Source organism: Streptomyces sp. NK15101, from assembly GCF_020400725.1.
Taxonomy (GTDB): domain Bacteria; phylum Actinomycetota; class Actinomycetes; order Streptomycetales; family Streptomycetaceae; genus Streptomyces.
Genome location: NZ_JAINVG010000003.1, coordinates 98,797 through 117,154 on the forward strand (window position 1 = coordinate 98,797; position 18,358 = coordinate 117,154).

13 protein-coding genes are annotated in these 18,358 nt (G+C 69.5%); 2 read left to right on the forward strand and 11 right to left on the reverse strand.

Annotated elements, in window-relative coordinates:
- Positions 1-24 precede the first annotated feature (24 nt).
- Positions 25-1,158 (reverse strand): alpha/beta hydrolase, encoded by a 1,134-nt coding sequence (locus tag K7G60_RS02560; protein ID WP_225799112.1) that lies wholly within the window; start codon positions 1,156-1,158, stop codon positions 25-27.
- A gap of 297 nt (positions 1,159-1,455) precedes the next feature.
- On the opposite strand from K7G60_RS02560, the gene K7G60_RS02565 reads away from it, so the two are divergent.
- Together K7G60_RS02565 and K7G60_RS02570 are read left to right on the forward strand one after the other, a co-directional pair.
- A complete protein-coding gene (locus tag K7G60_RS02565; RefSeq protein WP_225799113.1) occupies positions 1,456-2,670 on the forward strand; it encodes an acetyl-CoA C-acyltransferase in 1,215 nt (404 codons plus the stop codon).
- Complete coding sequence (locus K7G60_RS02570) at positions 2,667-4,805, forward strand: 3-hydroxyacyl-CoA dehydrogenase NAD-binding domain-containing protein (protein ID WP_225799114.1); 2,139 nt, start codon at positions 2,667-2,669, stop codon at positions 4,803-4,805. The genes K7G60_RS02565 and K7G60_RS02570 overlap by 4 nt, the downstream gene beginning before the upstream one ends.
- 78 nt (positions 4,806-4,883) lie before the next feature.
- Here the strand turns inward: K7G60_RS02570 and K7G60_RS02575 are convergent, their stop codons facing one another.
- The 10 genes from K7G60_RS02575 to ngcE form a co-directional block, all read right to left on the reverse strand.
- Positions 4,884-5,963 (reverse strand): hypothetical protein, encoded by a 1,080-nt coding sequence (locus K7G60_RS02575; RefSeq protein ID WP_225799115.1) that lies wholly within the window; start codon positions 5,961-5,963, stop codon positions 4,884-4,886.
- Between the two features lie 108 nt (positions 5,964-6,071).
- Positions 6,072-7,550 (reverse strand): amino acid permease, encoded by a 1,479-nt coding sequence (locus K7G60_RS02580; protein ID WP_263985433.1) that lies wholly within the window; start codon positions 7,548-7,550, stop codon positions 6,072-6,074.
- Between the two features lie 155 nt (positions 7,551-7,705).
- A complete protein-coding gene (dxs, locus tag K7G60_RS02585; protein WP_225799117.1) occupies positions 7,706-9,625 on the reverse strand; it encodes a 1-deoxy-D-xylulose-5-phosphate synthase in 1,920 nt (639 codons plus the stop codon).
- A gap of 210 nt (positions 9,626-9,835) precedes the next feature.
- Positions 9,836-11,134: a sugar ABC transporter permease gene (locus K7G60_RS02590; protein ID WP_374115567.1), complete on the reverse strand. Its 1,299-nt coding sequence runs from the start codon at positions 11,132-11,134 to the stop codon at positions 9,836-9,838.
- Positions 11,131-11,919, reverse strand: coding sequence for an ATP-binding cassette domain-containing protein (locus tag K7G60_RS02595; protein WP_225799118.1), 789 nt, complete (start codon positions 11,917-11,919; stop codon positions 11,131-11,133). Before K7G60_RS02595 ends, K7G60_RS02590 begins: the two co-directional genes overlap by 4 nt.
- 283 nt (positions 11,920-12,202) lie before the next feature.
- Complete coding sequence (locus K7G60_RS02600) at positions 12,203-13,267, reverse strand: sugar ABC transporter substrate-binding protein (protein WP_225799119.1); 1,065 nt, start codon at positions 13,265-13,267, stop codon at positions 12,203-12,205.
- Positions 13,268-13,389: 122 nt separating this feature from the next.
- Positions 13,390-14,601 (reverse strand): ROK family transcriptional regulator, encoded by a 1,212-nt coding sequence (locus tag K7G60_RS02605; RefSeq protein ID WP_225799120.1) that lies wholly within the window; start codon positions 14,599-14,601, stop codon positions 13,390-13,392.
- Between the two features lie 162 nt (positions 14,602-14,763).
- Complete coding sequence (locus tag K7G60_RS02610) at positions 14,764-15,702, reverse strand: carbohydrate ABC transporter permease (RefSeq protein ID WP_225799121.1); 939 nt, start codon at positions 15,700-15,702, stop codon at positions 14,764-14,766.
- Positions 15,702-16,631, reverse strand: a complete 930-nt coding sequence (locus K7G60_RS02615; RefSeq protein WP_225799122.1) for a carbohydrate ABC transporter permease — start codon at positions 16,629-16,631, stop codon at positions 15,702-15,704. Before K7G60_RS02615 ends, K7G60_RS02610 begins: the two co-directional genes overlap by 1 nt.
- 107 nt (positions 16,632-16,738) lie before the next feature.
- Complete coding sequence (gene ngcE, locus K7G60_RS02620; RefSeq protein WP_225799123.1) at positions 16,739-18,181, reverse strand: N-acetylglucosamine/diacetylchitobiose ABC transporter substrate-binding protein; 1,443 nt, start codon at positions 18,179-18,181, stop codon at positions 16,739-16,741.
- Positions 18,182-18,358: the final 177 nt, after the last annotated feature.

Genomic DNA, 18,358 nt, shown 5'->3' on the forward strand with positions numbered 1-18,358 from the left:
GAGGCGCCGGGGGCTCTCCCCTTCCTACGGGGCCGGGCTGAGGTTGCCGTCGACGTCCATGTCGAAGACGCCCTGGGTCTTGCCGTCGACCTTGAGGTGCTTGAGCCAGTGCTTCGAGAGTTCGTGCACGTTCTTGTGCTGGACCTCCCACGGCACGGAATGCCCGGCGCAGGCCAGCTTGACCATCAGCTTGTGGGCGCCCGCGACGGAGTGGTACAGCGCGGGGACCGAGAAGTTGAGTTCCGGGTTGGGGTTGGGCGGTTTCGTGTTCGCCTGCTTGTCGTGCTCCCCGTACACGATCAGTACGGGCACGCTTCCGCCGAGCACCTCGTCCTGCGCCGCGGTGGCCTTGTTCCATCCCCACCGGGTGAAGCTCCTGAACCGGCTGAGCCCGTCGATGCCTCCCCAGACGCTGCCGACCGGATCGCTCTTCTGGAGCGCGTCCCAGACCACGTCGACGATGCCGTCCTCACGCTGACCCTCGCAGAGCAGTTCGCCGCCCCAGCCGGCCGGGGAGGACAGTCCGCCTTTCGTGCTGAGGTTGGTCGGGAAGCCCGGCGCCGGCAGCGAGGCCGGCGGGTTCGGACTGCCCTCGGCCGGGAAGATCGGCGCCAGCAGGAACAGGCTCTCGACCTTGTCGGGGTTCTTGACCGCGTACGGCCCCATCCAGAACGCGGCGGCGGACCAGCCGATGAAGGCGACCTTGTCCGCCCCGCACAGCCCGCGGATGAACTCCACGACGGTGTGCAGCTCGTCCCAGTCGCTGTACGAGTTGTTCAGCTGGTACGGGTAGTTCAGCTGGCCACCAGGCGTGAATCCCGGCGGCCGCGGCGTGAGCAGGTTCTGCTGGTTGGGATTGACGTTGTGGGGGTCGTCCATCGTGGGCCGTGCCGAGAGGCCGGAGCCCTGGAGGTCCATCATGAAGACGTCGTAGCCGGCCTGCGCCAGCGCCCCTGACCAGCTGTACGTCTTGTACCGGAGGTCGAAGCCCGGGAGCGTCGGGACGCTCCGGCCGTGGAGCATGAGGACCGGCTTGCGTTCCTGGCCCTCGGGCGTGCCGTTGCGTTCCCGTACGAAGAGCTCGACCTCCTCGCCCTCGTTCGCGGGGACGGTGGACGTGTGCCAGACCCAGTGGTCGGTGGTGATGACCTTCGCCATGGAAGTCCCTTCCGTGTGGGAGGGCCGAGGCCGCGCGCCCCGGCCCGGCCAGCGTCTTCCGGACGGTGGACGGACGCCAGGCCACGGCCGCCCGCCTGAGCCCATCGGGTTGCCGGACCGTCCCAACGGAGGGGCGCGCGGAGGGGGCGCGCGACGGGTGCGGGATGTGACCTTCACCGCTTGGCCCTCAAGGGGTGGGCAGCCTGGTTACCCACAAGTAGCATGGGGGGAAGCAAGCGCACGCTTAGGCGTGGGCCGCAGCAGCAGTGCCATCCCGCACCCTGGAGGAGAGCCATCGTGCCTCGTACCGTCAGGGACGTCGTCTTCGTCGACGGCGTCCGCACCCCGTTCGGCAAGGCGGGCCCGAAGGGCATCTACCACGAGACCCGCGCCGACGACCTCGTCGTGAAGGCCATCCGGGAGCTGCTGCGCCGCAACCCGGGCCTCGACCCCGCGAAGATCGACGAGGTCGCCATCGCCGCGACCACGCAGATCGGCGACCAGGGCCTGACCCTCGGCCGCACGGCGGGCATCCTCGCCGGGCTGCCGCAGTCGGTGCCGGGCTACTCCATCGACCGCATGTGCGCCGGTGCCCTCACGGCCGTGACGAGCCTCGCCGGTTCGATCGCCTTCGGCGCGTACGACGCCGTCATCGCCGGTGGCGTCGAGCACATGGGCCGCCACCCCATGGGCGAGGGCGTCGACCCGAACCCGCGGTTCGTCAGCGAGAAGCTGGTCGACGAGTCCGCCCTCTTCATGGGCATGACCGCCGAGAACCTGCACGACCGCTACCCCACCATCACCAAGCAGCGCGCCGACGAGTACGCCGTGCGCTCGCAGGAGAAGGCCGCCAAGGCGTACGCCGACGGCAAGATCCAGCAGGACCTGGTGCCGATCTCGGTGCGCCGCACCGACGCCTCCACCGGCGAGACCGGCTGGGGCCTGGTCACCGCCGACGAGCCGATGCGCCCGGGCACCACCCTGGAGTCGCTGGCGAACCTGAAGACGCCGTTCCGCGTCCACGGCAACGTCACCGCGGGCAACGCGGCCGGCCTCAACGACGGCGCCACCGCCTCGATCATCGCCTCCGAGGACTTCGCCCGCGAGAACGGTCTCCCGGTCAAGATGCGCCTCGTCTCCTACGCCTTCGCCGGCGTGGAGCCCGAGGTCATGGGCTACGGCCCGATCCCGGCCACCGAGAAGGCCCTCGCCAAGGCCGGTCTGTCCATCGAGGACATCGACCTCTTCGAGATCAACGAGGCCTTCGCGGTCCAGGTCCTCGCGTTCCTGGAGCACTACGGCATCGCCGACGACGACGCCCGCGTCAACCAGTACGGCGGCGCCATCGCCTACGGCCACCCGCTCGCCTCCTCCGGCGTCCGTCTGATGACGCAGCTGGCCCGCCAGTTCGAGGAGAACCCGCAGGTCCGTTACGGCCTCACCACCATGTGCGTCGGCTTCGGCATGGGCGCGACGGTCATCTGGGAGAACCCCCACTGGGAGGGCAAGTGAGCACCACCGCCGAGCTTCTGAAGGGCGCCGCCGAGCTCTTCCCGGACGAGGTAGTCACCTCGGCCCACGTACGGCACTTCGAACTCCCGGCGAACGCCGGCCGGTTCGCGCTGATCACGCTGGACAACGGCTTCGACCACACCAAGCCGACCACCTTCGGCCCGCAGTCCCTCGCCAACCTGAACACGGCGATCGACCAGGTCGAGGCCGAAGCCGCGAACGGTGAGATCGTCGGCGTCGGCATCACCGGCAAGCCGTTCATCTTCGCCGTCGGCGCCGACCTCAAGGGCGTCGAGCTGCTCAAGAAGCACGACGAGGCGCTCGCCATCGGCAAGGGCGGCCACGACGTCTTCAAGCGTCTCTCCGCGCTCGCCGTGCCGACCTTCGCGTACTACAACGGCGCGGCCATGGGCGGCGGCGTCGAGGTCGGTCTGCACTGCACCTACCGCACCGTGTCGAAGGCCCTGCCGGCCTTCTCGCTGCCCGAGGTCTTCCTCGGCCTGGTGCCCGGCTGGGGCGGCTGCGCCATCCTGCCGAACCTGATCGGTGCCGAGAAGGCCGTCTCGGTCATCATCGAGAACTCGCTCAACCAGAACCGCCAGCTCAAGGGCAAGCAGGTCTTCGAGCTCGGCATCGCCGACGCCCTCTTCGAGGGTGCCGACTTCCTGGAGCAGTCGCTGCTCTGGACCGCCTCGGTCCTCAAGGGCGACGTCACCGTGGACCGTCCCGAGGTCGACCGCGGCGAGGCCTGGGACCAGGCCGTCGCCAAGGGCCGCGCCGTCGCCGACTCCAAGGTGCACGGCGCCGCCCCGGCCGCCTACCGCGCCCTCGACATCATCGAGGCCGCCAAGGACGGCGACCTGCAGAAGGGCTTCGACGCCGAGGACCAGGCCCTCGCGGACCTGATCATGGGCGGCGAGCTGCGCTCCGGCATCTACGCCTTCAACCTGGTGCAGAAGCGCGGCAAGCGCCCGGCCGGCGCCCCGGACAAGTCCCTGGCCCGCCCGGTCACCAAGGTCGGTGTCGTCGGTGCCGGTCTGATGGCCTCCCAGCTCGCCCTGCTCTTCCTGCGCCGCCTCGAGGTGCCGGTCGTCCTGACCGACATCGACCAGGAGCGCGTCGACAAGGGCGTGGGCTACGTCCACGGCGAGATCGACAAGCTGCTCGGCAAGGGCCGCATCAACCAGGACAAGGCCAACCGCCTCAAGGGCCTGGTCTCCGGCGTCCTGGACAAGGCCGAGGGCTTCGCGGACGCGGACTTCATCATCGAGGCCGTGTTCGAGGAGATGTCCGTCAAGCAGAAGGTGTTCGCGGAGGTCGAGGCCGTCGCCCCGGCGCACGCGATCCTCGCCACCAACACCTCCTCGCTGTCGGTCTCCGAGATGGCGTCCAAGCTCCAGCACCCGGAGCGCGTGGTCGGCTTCCACTTCTTCAACCCGGTCGCGGTCCTCCCGCTCCTGGAGATCGTCAAGGGCGAGCGGACCGACGACGCCTCCCTGGCCACCGCCTTCGGCGTCGCCAAGAAGCTGAAGAAGACCGCGGTCCTCACCAAGGACGCCCCGGCGTTCGTCGTGAACCGCATCCTGACCCGCTTCATGGGCGAGATCCAGAACGTCATCGACGAGGGCACCTCCGTCGAGACCGCGGAGAAGGCCGTCGAGCCGCTCGGCCTGCCGATGTCCCCGCTGGTCCTCCTGGAGCTCGTCGGCCCGGCCATCGGCCTGCACGTCTCCGAGACCCTGAACCGCGCCTTCCCGGAGCGCTTCAAGGTCTCCCCCAACCTGAAGGCCGTCGTCGAGGCCGGCAAGCGCGGCTTCTACGTCTACAAGCCGGAGAACGGCTTCAAGCCGGAGCTCGACCCCGAGGTCGCCGCGCTCCTGAAGCAGGGCGACACCGTCCTGACGGAGGAGCAGGTCCGCGACCGCGTCCTCGACGCGGTGGCGCAGGAGATCGGCCTCATGCTGGAGGAGGGTGTCGTCGCCGAGGCGCAGGACATCGACCTCTGCCTGATCACCGGTGCGGGCTGGCCCTTCCACCTGGGCGGCATCACGCCGTACCTGGACCGTGAGGGCGTCTCCGAGCGCGTCAACGGCAAGCGTTTCCTGGCGCAGGGCGTGGCGAGCGTCCCGGCGTAACACCTCAGGGCGTACGAGGAACGGCCCCGGCACCTTCCCAGGTGCCGGGGCCGTTCCTCGTACGTCAGGGGGGCGGACTCACCCTATGGAGCGCCAGCCTTCGAGCAGCAGCCCCTCGGCTCCCACCTTCTGACGGGTGGTGACCGGCGTGCGCCCGTCGGCGACGGCCATCGCGACCAGGCCGCCGTCGAGGCCCCGGGTGAGGACTGCTTCCAGGTTCCCGTGCCGCTCCCCGGTCTCCGACCAGTTCAGGCCCTCCGCCTCCTGCTCGCTGGGGTAGGCGGCGAGGGCGAGCCGGCCGTCCTCGGACTGCTGGGCGAGGACCGTGCAGTCGAAGCCGTCGATGAGACAGCGGGTGGCGGACAGCCGGCCGGTGCCGACGGCCTTGCCCAGCGGCGTGGGCTGCAGGGAGCGCTCCGGCGACCAGGCGGTGACCTGGCCCTCCTGGTCGAGGTAGAAGAGCGTCACGTGCCCGGAGGGCCCGGTCACGGCCGCGAGGGTGCCCATGGTCACCGAGGCGGGCAGGAGTTCCTCGCGGAGCGGCTTCGCCCCGGCTTCGCGCTGCACGTAGCGGACGAGGCCCTGGGCGTGCGAGCTGTACAGCTCGACGAGACCGGAGCCGTTGGTGACGGCGACCGGCGAGGGGTCGGTCTTGGAACCCTTCAGGTCCCACCAGGGGTGCCAGCCGCCCACGTCCTTCTGCGCGCGGACGCTGATGCCGCCGCCGCCGTTCCGTACGAAGGCGTAGACGCGGCCCTGGGCGTCCACGGCGACGGCGGGGTTGCCGGTCCAGGGGCCCTTGCCGTTCGAGTGCCCCAGGGGCCGCCAGGCGGCCGCCGGACGGCCCGTCTGGAACTGGACGGCGTGCACCAGCTCGACGTGTCCCTCGTCCCCGCCCGTCGGCCGCAGGCCGACGAGGTGGACGTAGCGGTCGGCGCCCTGGCCGACGGCGAGGAAGGGGGTCAGGCCGTCGCCGCCGAGGGAGACGGGGCCGCTCCAGCCGCCACCGGGCTCCTCGGTCCAGCGCACCACCTCGCCGTCCCGGGGCAGGTAGGCGCTGAACCGGCCCTCCTCCCCTCTGGTCAGCCAGCCGCCCTGGAGCACGGGGGCGGCGGGGCCGTGAGAACGGTCGGTGGGGGCGTGGGATCGATTCGCCATGGGGGGATCCAGCACTCCGGTCGTCGGGAGGAGTTCGGGTACGAACCGACTGTAGTCGCCCTCCCGGACGGTCTCCGCCGCGCCCGGGGCCCCACGGCCCCGGGCCGCTCAGTACCGGGCGTCCCGGCCCTGCTTGCCGAGCCGGCTGTGACCGCGCCCGTACAGGAAGTACACGACGAAGCCGATCACCATCCAGACGGCGAACCGGAACCAGGTCTCGCCCGGCAGGTTGAGCATGAGCCAGAGCGAGGCGGCGATGGAGAGGATCGGCAGCACCGGCACCCAGGGGGTGCGGAAGGCGCGCGGCAGGTCGGGGCGGGTGCGGCGGAGCACCATGACGCCGATGGCGACGACGACGAAGGCGAAGAGGGTGCCGATGTTCACCAGGGTCGCCAGCTCGTTGATGCTGGTGAAGCCGGCGACGATGGCGATGACCACACCGAGCAGGATGGTCGGCCGGTACGGGGTCCTGAACCGGGGGTGCGTGACGGAGAAGAAGCGCGGCAGCAGGCCGTCGCGGCTCATCGCGAAGAAGACGCGGGTCTGGCCGAGCAGCAGGATCAGACAGACTGTGGTGAGGCCTACGGCGGCGCCGAAGCTGATCACGCCCGCGTAGAACGGATGTCCCACCGCCTTGAAGGCGTCGGCGAGCGGGGCGCTCACGGACAGCTTCGTGTAGTGCTGCATGCCGGTGACGACGAGGGCGACGGCCACGTACAGCACGGTGCAGATGAAGAGCGAGCCGAGGATGCCCCGGGGCATGTCCCGCTGCGGCAGCTTGGTCTCCTCCGCGGCGGTGGCCACCACGTCGAAGCCGATGAAGGCGAAGAAGACCACGGAGGCGGCGGTGAAGATGCCCATGACGCCGAAGTTCGTCGGGTCGTAGCCGAAGATCGTCTGGACCAGCGGGGAGTTCCAGTTGTCGCCGCCGCCCTCGGGGGTGACGGCCTTCGGGATGAAGGGCTTGTAGTTGTCGCCGACGATGAAGAACAGACCGGCGATGATCACGATCATCACCACGGTCACCTTGATCGCGACGACGACCGCGGTGATCCGGGCGGAGAGCTTCATGCCGAGGACGAGGACGACGGTCAGCACGAGGACGAGCAGGAACGCCAGGATGTCGAAGGTGCCGCCCGCGACGTCCGGGCCCTCGAGCGAGGACGGCAGGTGCCAGCCGACGTTGTCCATCAGGGATCTGACGTACCCCGACCAGCCGACGGCGACCACCGCCGTGCCGAGGGCGAACTCCAGGACCAGGTCCCAGCCGATGATCCAGGCGGGCAGCTCGCCGATCGAGGCGTACGCGAAGGTGTACGCCGATCCCGCCACCGGAACCGTCGAGGCGAACTCGGCGTAGCACAGCGCGGCGAGGGCGCAGACGATGCCCGCGGCGACGAAGGCGAGGGCGGTGGCCGGCCCCGCGTTCTCCTTGGCGACCTTGCCGGTGAGGACGAAGATGCCGGTGCCGATGATGACGCCGACGCCGAACACCGTCAGGTCCCAGGCCGACAGGGATTTCCGGAGCGCGTGCTCCGGCTCCTCCGTGTCGCGGATCGACTGCTCGACCGTCTTGGTCCGGAACATTCCGGTATTGGCGCGTGGCTGCTGGTCCGTACTCACGTCCACCTCCCTGCCATGGGGCTGCCCGCCCTGTGGCCAGAATGCACGCGAAAGGGCCGGTCGGCACTCCGAAGAGTGATCCGACCGGCCCAATGGTGACGGCTCGTGACGGTGGTCCGTCAGTCGCGGGCGGGCTCCACGGCCTTGGCGCTGCTCTCGAAGCGTCCGTCGAGCCGGGAGACCAGACCGGTGACCTGGCGCGCGATGTCCGGAGCGGTCAGCCCGATCTCGGCCAGGACCTCGCTGCGGGAGGCGTGGTCCAGGAAGCGCGGCGGGATGCCGAAGTCACGCAGCGGTACGTCCACACCGGCGTCGCGCAGCGCCTGGGCGACGGCGGAGCCGACGCCGCCGACGCGGCTGTTGTCCTCGACGGTGACGACGACCCGGTGGCGCTCGGCCAGCGGGGCGAGCGCCTCGTCGACCGGCTTGACCCAGCGGGGGTCGACGACGGTGGTGGAGATGCCCTGCTTGTCGAGCAGGTCGGCGATCTCCAGGCACATCGGCGCGAGGGCGCCCACGGAGACCAGGAGGACGTCCGGCCGCTCGCTGTCGGCCTCGCGGAGCACGTCCATGCCGCCGACGCGGCGCACGGCGGGGACGGCCGGGCCGACCGCGCCCTTGGAGAAGCGCACCACGGTCGGGGCGTCGGTGACCTCGACGGCCTCGCGCAGCTGGGCGCGGACCTGGTCGGCGTCGCGCGGGGCGGCGAGCCGCAGGCCGGGCACGACCTGGAGGATCGACATGTCCCACATGCCGTTGTGCGAGGCGCCGTCGGTGCCGGTGACGCCGGCCCGGTCCAGGACGAAGGTGACGCCGCACTTGTGCAGGGCCACGTCCATCAGGACCTGGTCGAAGGCGCGGTTGAGGAAGGTCGCGTAGACCGCGAAGACCGGGTGGAGGCCGCCGGTGGCGAGGCCGGCCGCGGAGACCGCGCCGTGCTGCTCGGCGATGCCGACGTCGAAGACCCGCTCGGGGAAGGCCTTGGCGAACTTGTCGAGGCCGACGGGCTGGAGCATGGCCGCGGTGATGGCGACGATGTCCTCGCGCTCCTTGCCGAGCGCCACCATCTCCTCGCCGAAGACCGAGGTCCAGTCGGCGCCGGAGGAGGCGATGGGCAGGCCGGTGTCGGGGTGGATCTTGCCGACGGCGTGGAAGCGGTCGGCCTCGTCCTGGAGGGCGGGCTGGTAGCCGCGGCCCTTCTCGGTGAGGCAGTGGACGATCACCGGGCCGCCGAAGCGCTTGGCGCGCGTGAGGGCGGACTCCAGGGCCTCGATGTCGTGGCCGTCGATGGGGCCGACGTACTTGAGGCCGAGGTCCTCGAACATGCCCTGCGGGGCGATGAAGTCCTTGAGGCCCTTCTTGGCGCCGTGCAGGGTCTCGTAGAGCGGCTTCCCGACGACCGGGGTGCGCTCCAGGATGTCCTTGCCGCGGGCGAGGAAGCGCTCGTAGCCGTCGGTGGTGCGCAGGGTGGCCAGGTGGTTGGCGAGGCCGCCGATGGTGGGCGCGTAGGAGCGCTCGTTGTCGTTGACGACGATGACGAGCGGGCGGTCCTTGGCGGCGGCGATGTTGTTCAGCGCCTCCCAGGCCATGCCGCCGGTGAGGGCGCCGTCGCCGATGACCGCGACGACGTGGTCGTCCTTCTTCAGGACCTCGTTCGCCTTGGCCAGGCCGTCGGCCCAGCCGAGGACGGTGGAGGCGTGCGAGTTCTCGATGACGTCGTGCTCGGACTCGGCCTGCGAGGGGTAGCCGGAGAGGCCGCCCTTCATCTTGAGCTTCGAGAAGTCCTGGCGCCCGGTGAGGAGCTTGTGGACGTAGCTCTGGTGGCCGGTGTCCCAGAGGACCTTGTCCTTCGGGGAGTCGAACACCCGGTGCAGGGCGATGGTCAGCTCGACCACGCCGAGGTTGGGGCCGAGGTGCCCGCCGGTCTTGGAGACGGCGTCCACGAGGAACGTCCTGATCTCGTCGGCCAGCTGGTCCAGCTGTTCCGGGGAGAGCCGGTCCAGATCTCGCGGTCCCCTGATACGGGTCAGCAGAGCCACCCGTTCCTCCTTGCTTTGAGCTGGTCGAGCTTGCCGATTTGTCGAGTCTAATGTTCCGTCTTGGATCGTGGGCATCGGGCCGGGGGGTGGGGCGTCACCCTCACGGCCGACAATCCGCTGATCTGTACGGCTCTGTACGCGTGCGTGCACTGGTCCGGACGCGCCACAGCCCGGCACCGGTTTCCCGGTGCCGGGCTGTTGTGACGGGTGTTACGCGCGGCCCGCCGTCTTCTGCGTGCGGCGGGAGACCGAGTCGATGATCACGGCGATGAGCAGGACCGCTCCGGTGATCATGTACTGGATCGCGTTCGAGGACAGGTTCATCTGGTTGAGGCCCTGGACGATCGACTGGATGACCAGGATGCCCAGGAGCGCCGACCAGACCTTGCCGCGGCCGCCGAACAGGGACGTGCCGCCGATGACCGCCGCCGCGATGCACATCATCAGCTGGTTGCCGCCGCCGAGGGAGCGGTCGGCGCCGCCCGTCGCGGAGGCGAGGAAGAGACCGCCGACGGCGCCCAGCGTGCCGGAGATCATGAAGACCGAGATCCGGATCCAGTCCACGTTGATGCCGGCGCGGCGGGCGGCCTCGATGCCGCCGCCGACCGCGAAGACCTGACGGCCGTAGGTGGTGCGGCGCAGGACGAAGTCGGTGGCGAGCAGGATCACCAGGAAGATCACCAGGGAGAGCGGCAGGCCCTTCTCCTGGTTGAAGCCGTACGCGGCGACGAGGACCAGGACCGCGAGTACGGCGGTGCGCAGGATGATCTCGCTCTGCGGGCGGTGCGGCAGCTCGGCGGCCTTGCGGCGGCGGGAGTCGCGCAGCTGGGCGAGGTAGAAGCCGGCGATGACGGCCACGGCGAGGCCGTAGGCGGCGGCGACGTCGGAGAAGTAGTACTTGGTGAGGTCCTCGACGAAGCTGCCGATCGGGGTGGGGATGGTCGACCGGTCGCCCATCACCCAGGTCTGCAGACCGGCCCAGCCGAGGAAGCCGGCGAGGGTGACGACGAAGGCGGGCACGCCGATCTTGGCGAAGACCATGCCGTGGAAGGCGCCGATCAGGGTGCCGGACAGGATGCCGAGGAGGATGGCGAGGCCGTCGGGCATGTCGGTGCCGAGGACGCCCCAGACCGAGCCTGCCAGGCCCGCCACGGAGCCGACGGCGAGGTCGATCTCGCCGAGCAGCAGGACGAAGACGATGCCGACGGCCATGATGCCGGGGCCGACCGCGTACAGCGTGATCTGGTCGAGGTTGTACGAGGTGATGAAGTTGCCGGTGAGGGCCTGGAAGACGACGCCGATGACGATCAGGCCGACGACGACGGGCAGCGAGCCGATCTCACCCGAGCGGATCTTGCGCTTGAACTCGTCGACGTAGCCCTTGAAGCCCTGCTCGCGGACGAGGAGGCGGGGGTCGACGGCGGGGACCGCGGCGGCGGCCGGGGCCGCCTCCTCGCCCGCGCGCGGCTCGGGCACGGTGTCCTCGGAGGTGCTGGGGGTCGTGCTCACTTCGCTACCTCCGCGTTGCGGGCCTGGCGGCGGGTCACGGCGTTGTCCGTGGCACCGGTGATCGCGGCGATGATCTCTTCGTGCGTGGTGGTGGCCACCGGGAAGGTGCCGTTGTTGCGGCCGAGGCGGAGCACGGCCACGGTGTCGGCGACGGCCTTGACGTCGGCCATGTTGTGGCTGATGAGGATGACGCCGAGGCCCTGCTCGCGCAGCCGCTCGACCAGGTCGAGGACCTGCGCGGTCTGCTCGACGCCGAGCGCGGCGGTGGGCTCGTCCAGGATCACGATCTTGGGGTTGCCGACCAGGGCGCGGGCGATGGCCACGACCTGCCGCTGGCCGCCGGAGAGGGCGGCGACGGGGATGCGGACGCTGGGGATGCGGATGGAGAGCGTGGAGAGCAGGTCCTTGGCCCGCTTCTCCATGGCGACCTCGTCGAGGACGCCGCCCTTCTTGAGCTCGCGGCCGAGGAACAGGTTGGCGACGACGTCGAGGTTGTCGCAGAGCGCGAGGTCCTGGTAGACGGTCGCGACACCGAGGTTCTGGGAGTCGTGCGGGCGCTGGATCTCGACGCGCTCGCCCTCCCACTCGATGACGCCCTCGTCGATGGGGTGCACACCGGCGATCGTCTTGACCAGCGTGGACTTTCCCGCTCCGTTGTCGCCGACGAGCGCGACGACCTCTCCTGCGTGGACTTCGAGATCGACACCGGAGAGGACCTGAACCGCTCCGAACCGCTTGAAGATCCCGCGCAACGCCAACACGGGCGTCTGGGACACGTGAACCAACTCCTTCGCCGCCCGGGGAAGGGCAGCGGCATGTCGCGCCGCCGGTGCAGCGCCGAAGTTTCGAGGGGGGCTGGGCTCGTCCGGCCCCCGGACCGACAGCGGGGTCTGGGTCGGCCGGGGGCCGGACGGGCTTGGGGGACGGATCCGGGCGTCGTGCGCCGGCCTTGTTACCGGGGGTCTTCACCCTCTGTACTCGGGGCCGTGCGGCGCCCGCTTCGGGGGCGGCTCACGCCGGGATCCGTGCCGGCCGGGCCCTCGCGGGGCCCGGCCGGGTCGGGCGGGGTTACTTGATGCCCAGCTCGGCGCACTTGGCGGCGAGGTCCGCCGTGCAGAGGTCGGCGGCCTTGTAGATGCCGTCCTTGACGACCGTGGACTGGATGTTGGTCTTGTCGACCACGACCGGGGCGAAGAGCGTGGAGGGCACGCCGTCCGTCTCGCCCTGGGCGCCGAGCTCCTTGCCCTTGAGCAGGTTCACCGCGAACTTGGCGGCCTCGGGGGCCAGCTGGAGCGGCGACTTGTAGATGGTGAAGGTCTGGGTGCCGGCGATGATGCGCTGGATGCCCGCGACCTCGGCGTCCTGGCCGCCCACCGGGATGCCCTTGACGCCGGCGTTCTCGAGGGAGGTGATGATGCCGCCGGCCATGCCGTCGTTCGCGGAGTAGACGGCGCCGATCTTGTCCTTGCCGACCGAGGAGATCGCGGCGGACATCTTCTCGCCCGCGACCTTCGGGTCCCACTCGCCGGAGGCCTCGTAGGCGATCTTGCCGACCTTGCCGTCGAGGGCGGTGTGGGCGCCCTTCTTGAACAGGGCGGCGTTCGGGTCCTTCTCGTCGCCGTTGATCATCACGACGTTGGCGGTGGCGGCCTTCGCGCCGAGCGCGGTCAGCAGGGCCTGGCCCTGGAGCTCGCCGACCTTGTTGTTGTCGTGGCTGACGTAGGCGTCGGCGCCCGGGACGGCGCGGTCGTACGCGACGACCTTGACGCCCTTGGCCTTCGCGTCCTTGACCCAGCTCTCGGCCTTGGCCGCGTCGACCGGGTCGAGGGCGATGACCTTGACGCCGTCGGCGATCAGCTGGTCGAACTGCTGCTTCTGCTTCACGACGTCGGAGACCGCGTTGTTGTAGACGATCTCGCAGTCGGAACAGGCGGCCTTCACGGCCTTCTCGAACTGGGGCTTGTCCAGGGCCTCGTAGCGCGAGGTCTTGTTCTCCGGCAGGAGCAGGCCGATCTTGGTCGAGCTGCCCTTGTCACCGCTGTCGTCGCCACCGGCCTGGCCGCAGGCGGCGAGCGAGAGGGCCATCGAGACCGCGGCCGTGGCTATGACGGCACGACGCGTCACTGCGTTCATGTGGGGTTGCCTCCCTGACGAGGCCGCGACGGTGCGGCCGAGGTGGCACGAAGTCAACTCGGCTGCAACGTTGACGTCAAGAAGTAAATTCTTAACGAGATGACAACGACGGTGTTCGTTATCTAAGTGAAGACAAGACGGGAGACCGGAGCGGCCGTCGGCAGCGCACTCTCCAACAGGGTCGAATCGCCCATTTCGCTCAGCACGAGGGCGAGGGCGCCGAGCACCTCGGCGCGGCCGCCCAGGGCCCCCTGGACCACCGACAGCTGCCGGGCGGCACTGGGGATCGCGTACCGCGAGACGGAGTCCCTGATGGGCGCGAGGACCAGCTCACCGGCCTCGGCGAGGTCGCCGCCGAGCACCACCCGGCTGGGGTTGAGGAGGTTGCAGAGGTTGGCGATGCCGCTGCCGATGTGCCGTCCGACGTCGGCGATCACCCGACGGCAGCCGGGATCGCCCTCCCGGGCCAGCTGGACGACCCGCTCCATGGTCAGATCGGGGCCGTGGCTCGGCTGGAGCAGCGGCAGGACGTACCGCGCGGCGGTGAAGGTCTCCAGGCAGCCGCGGTTTCCGCAGCGGCAGACCGGTCCCGACTCGTCCAGGGTGATGTGCCCGATCTCCCCGGCGGTGCCGCCGGGCCCCCGGTAGACCCGTCCGTCGATGACGAGTCCGGCGCCGACGCCGCTGGCCACCTTGATGTAGGCCAGGTCCTTGACGCCCCGGCCGCTGCCCCAGACGAGCTCGCCGAGCGCGCCGAGGTTGGCGTCGTTGTCGACGTGCACGGGGACGCCGAGCCGGCCGGAGAGCTCGTCCGCGGGGTTGATGCCGCTCCAGCCCGGCAGGATCGAGGTCGAGCCGAGGGTCCCGGAGGAGACGTCGATCGGGCCGGGCACGCCGAGGCCGACGCCGATCACCTTGTCGGGGCCGATGCCGGTGGCCCGGATCAGCCGCTTGACCAGCTGTTCGGCGCGGTCGAAGCCCTCGGCGGCGGAGCCGTCCACGTCGAGCGGCTCGGCCTCCTCGGCGAGCACCTGGTGGGCGAGGTTGCCGACGGCGACCCGGAGGTGGGTGTGGCCGAAGTCCACGCCGATCACGATGCCGGCGTCGCCGGAGAGCGAGACGCTGCGGGCCCGGCGGCCCCCGGCGGAGGTCGGCGTGACCTCGACGGTGCCGCCGTCCTTCAGTTCCCGCACGATGTTGGAGACCGTGGCGGCGGAGAGGCCCGTCGCCCGGGCGATCTCCGCCTGGGTGAGCGAGCCGGCCATCCGTACCGCCCGGACGACCCGTTCGAGATTGGCCCTGTGCAGAGACGTCTGCGACCCCGGAGTCTCCATCGACCCACTCACTCCCACCGTTTTCTCCAACATGTGAACTCTAAGGGGACGCTTTCGGCTTGGCCCCCGTCAAGACCTTGAGTATCGGGCGGCGAGCGTCACACGACGCGCGGAGCCCCCGGCGCGGGTGCGCCGGGGGCCCTGGAGAACGCGGTGGCGGGGTTACTTCACGGCGCCGGCGGTGAGGCCGGCCACCACCTGCCGCTGGAAGACGATGTACGCGGCGAGGACCGGGAGCATCGCCATCACCAGGCCGGCGAAGAGGCCGGACCAGTCGCCCTTGTAGCCCTGGCTGACGGCCAGCTGGACGAGGCCCTGCGAGAGCACCTTCCGCTCCGGCTCGGTGTTGAGCACCGTGGGCAGCAGGTACTGGTTCCACTGGCCGAGGAAGTTGAAGATGCCGACGCTGATGAGGCCGGGCTTGGCCATCGGCAGCATCACCTGGAAGAAGGTCCGGGTGTGCGAGGCGCCGTCCACGAAGGCCGCCTCCGCCACCGAGGTCGGCAGGGTGCGGAAGAAGGCCGTGAGGAAGAAGACCGTGAACGGCAGCGAGTACGCGATGTAGACCAGGATCAGGCCGTGCAGGGTGTTGAGCAGGGCCATGTTCTGGAGGACGTAGAAGAGCGGCACGAGCGCCAGGATGACCGGGAAGCTCATCCCTCCGATGAAGAGGAAGTAGATGAAGCGGTTGCCCGGGAAGTCGAAGCGGGCCAGGACGTAGGCCGCCATCGAGCCGAAGAGGAGCGTGCCGACCAGCGAGCCGCCGACCACCAGGAGGGTGTTCAGGAAGTAGTCGCTCATGTGCGCCTCGGTCCAGGCGCGCGACCAGTTCTCGAAGTGCAGCCTGTCGGGCAGCGACCACGGGGAGGTGAAGATCGCCCTGTCGGTCTTGAAGGAGGTCATGACCGCCCAGAGCAGCGGCATGACGACCATGATCGCCCAGATGATCAGGACGCCGTGCGAGAAGACGTTGAGGGTCGCGCCCTCGGCCTTGGCGGTCCTGCGCGGGACGGACGCCGTCGTCTTGGTGACCGCGGGGCCCGGGCCGGCCGGGGAGCCGGGGATCTCGACGCCGGTGGAGGCAGTGTCGGTCGTCTTCATCAGAACTCCAGCCGCTCGCGCCGGCCCAGCTTCATCACGACGGCCGCGAAGGCGAGCGTGACGACGAGGAGCGCGACGCCGATGGTCGTTGCGTAGGCGGCCTGACCGTCCCGGAACGCCTTCTGGTACACGTACAGCGGAAGGACGATGGTGGAGTAGTCGGGCCCGCCGCCGTTGGGGCCGACGGTCATGATCTGGACGACGGCGAAGGACTCCGCGCCGAGCGCGAGGATGCCCATGTAGATCCAGCCCGACTGCACGGTGTCCCAGAGCAGCGGCAGGGTGATCTTGAAGAAGGTGGTGATGCGGTTGGCGCCGTCGAGCAGGGCCGCCTCGTAGAAGTCCCTCGGAATGGACGCCATGCCGGCCGAGAAGAGGACGACGAAGAATCCGACCGTGGACCAGACGAGGACCACCATCACGCAGATGAGGGCCAGGTCCGGGTCGCCGAGCCAGTCCGGCTGGACGCTGCCGAGCCCCACGCCCTTCAATACGGAATTGATGGCTCCGCTGTTCGGGTTGTACGCGAACTGGAAGAGCAGCGCGACGATCGCGATCGACAGCACCTGCGGGAAGAAATACACGATCTTGTAGAAGGAGGAACCGCGCACGCCCGCGATCGCCGCGCCCCTGCGGCGCCGGCCTCCGACATTGAGCATGAAGGCGAAGAAAAGCGCGAGCCCCACGGTCACCAGCGGCAGTACCACCGCGAAGGTCAGGCTGTGCTGGAGCGATTTCCAGAAGACCTCGTCGTCCAGCATCCTGCTGTAGTTGTCGAATCCGATCATCCCGAATTCGGGACTCAGTCCCGACCAGTCCGTGAACGAGTAGTAGATGGACTGGATGAACGGCCAGATCACGAACAGCGCGTAGAGCGCGAGGGGGGCCGCGAGGAACCCCACGATGAAACGGTACTTGCCGTGTTGCATTCCTACCGACCCCGATCTTTCCCGCGCCGGGCGCGCCGCCGGTGCCGCGCGCGAAGGGGCCGGGGCCCGCTCCCGGTCGGCGGGAAGGGGCCCCGGCGCTTTGTGCGTCAGTGCTTGTAGTGCTTGATGCTCGAGTCCTTGGCCGCCTCGTCGGCGAACTTCTGGATCTTCTTGATCGTCTCGGCCGGGGTGGCGCGGCCGGCCATCATCTCGCCGATGCCCGCGACGCCGATCTTCTCCTTCTGGAGGGCGACGTACCAGTCCTGGAGGCGCGGGTTGACGACGTTCTGGCCCGCCTTCTCCAGGGCGGCGACGCCGGACTTGAGGCCCGGGGTCAGCTCGATGCCGTCGGTGCCGCCGTTGAAGGCGGTCAGGGACTTCACGGACTGGGTGAAGTTCTTCGAGGAGGCCTCGCTGAGCATGATGCGCAGCTGCTCCAGGCCGCCCTCCAGGTTCTTCGCCTTCGCCGGGACGATGAAGGGCTCGCCGCCGGAGGCCCAGATGGTGCCGAAGGGCATCTTGTCGGAGGAGTCGATGCCGGTCGGGGCGGAGACGGCCAGGTCGAAGTCGGCCGGCATGGTCTTCGCGGCCTCGTTCTCGACCCAGGAGCCGTTCGGGATGAACAGCGCCTTGCCCTCGGTCCAGGCGGTCTGCGACTGGATGTGGTCGAGACCGGGGGTGCCCTTGAGGATGTACCCCTTCTTGACCAGCTCGTAGTACGCCTCGAAGCAGGCCTTGACCGCGGGGTGCTCCCAGGCCTTCGGCTCCAGGTTGTCGATCGCGTCGAGGACCTCGCGTCCGCCGACCTTGCCGATCATCGGGTAGAGCGAGAAGGGCACGTAGTACGGGTGCTTGCCGGCGTACGTCCAGCCGGCGATGCCCTTCTTCTTGGCCTTCTCGCAGACGGCCAGCATCTCGTCCCAGGTCTCGGGGTACTTCGCGTCGAGGGAGTCGAGCAGCTTCTGCGAGTACCAGACGCCGTAGACCGTGTAGGCGTAGTACATGACCCACACCGGGTCGCCGTCGAACTGGCCCATCTCGACGATGCCGGGCCGCAGGGTGTCGCGGACCTTCTTGCTCGGGTCGTCGATGGACGGCGCGTCCAGGAGCGGGGTGAGGTCCGCCAGCTGCTTCTGGCCGACGAGGACGCCCATGTCCATCTGCTCGGCGCCGGAGTTGTCGATGAGGTCCGGCGGGGTGCCGCCGTTGAAGCGCGGCTGCAGCGTGGTGGTGATCTTCTGGGTCGGAGTGAACTTGACGCTCGCCTTGGGGTAATTCGTCTCGTAGACCTTGATCGCGTCCTTGGCGTACTGCTGTCCGAATCCGCCGTCGAAAAGGACGAAATCGAGCGGTGCCGACTCGTTCACCCCGAGCGGGTTCTTATCGGACTTCGCGCCCTTCTCGACCTTTCCGTTGCCACCGCTGTCACTGCTCGCACAGGCGGACAGGAAGCCCATGGTCGGCACGGAGATCAGACCGATGGCGGCGGAACGCTTGATCAGATCGCGACGGCCGAGGCCCTCACTGTTGTGTGCGGAGGTGGATCCCATGCTCAAGTCCTCGCCTTCATTCAGGACTCAGGCGGTGTACCGGTCGCCCGTACTCACTCGCCACAGGCGAAGGGCCCCGCCACCGCGGTCATTTGCAGCCGGGTCGTGCACGCGTCGGGCCGTCGCCGGATTGCTCCGACTGGCTGGACGCCGACAGGTATAGTCCACTTCCCTTCA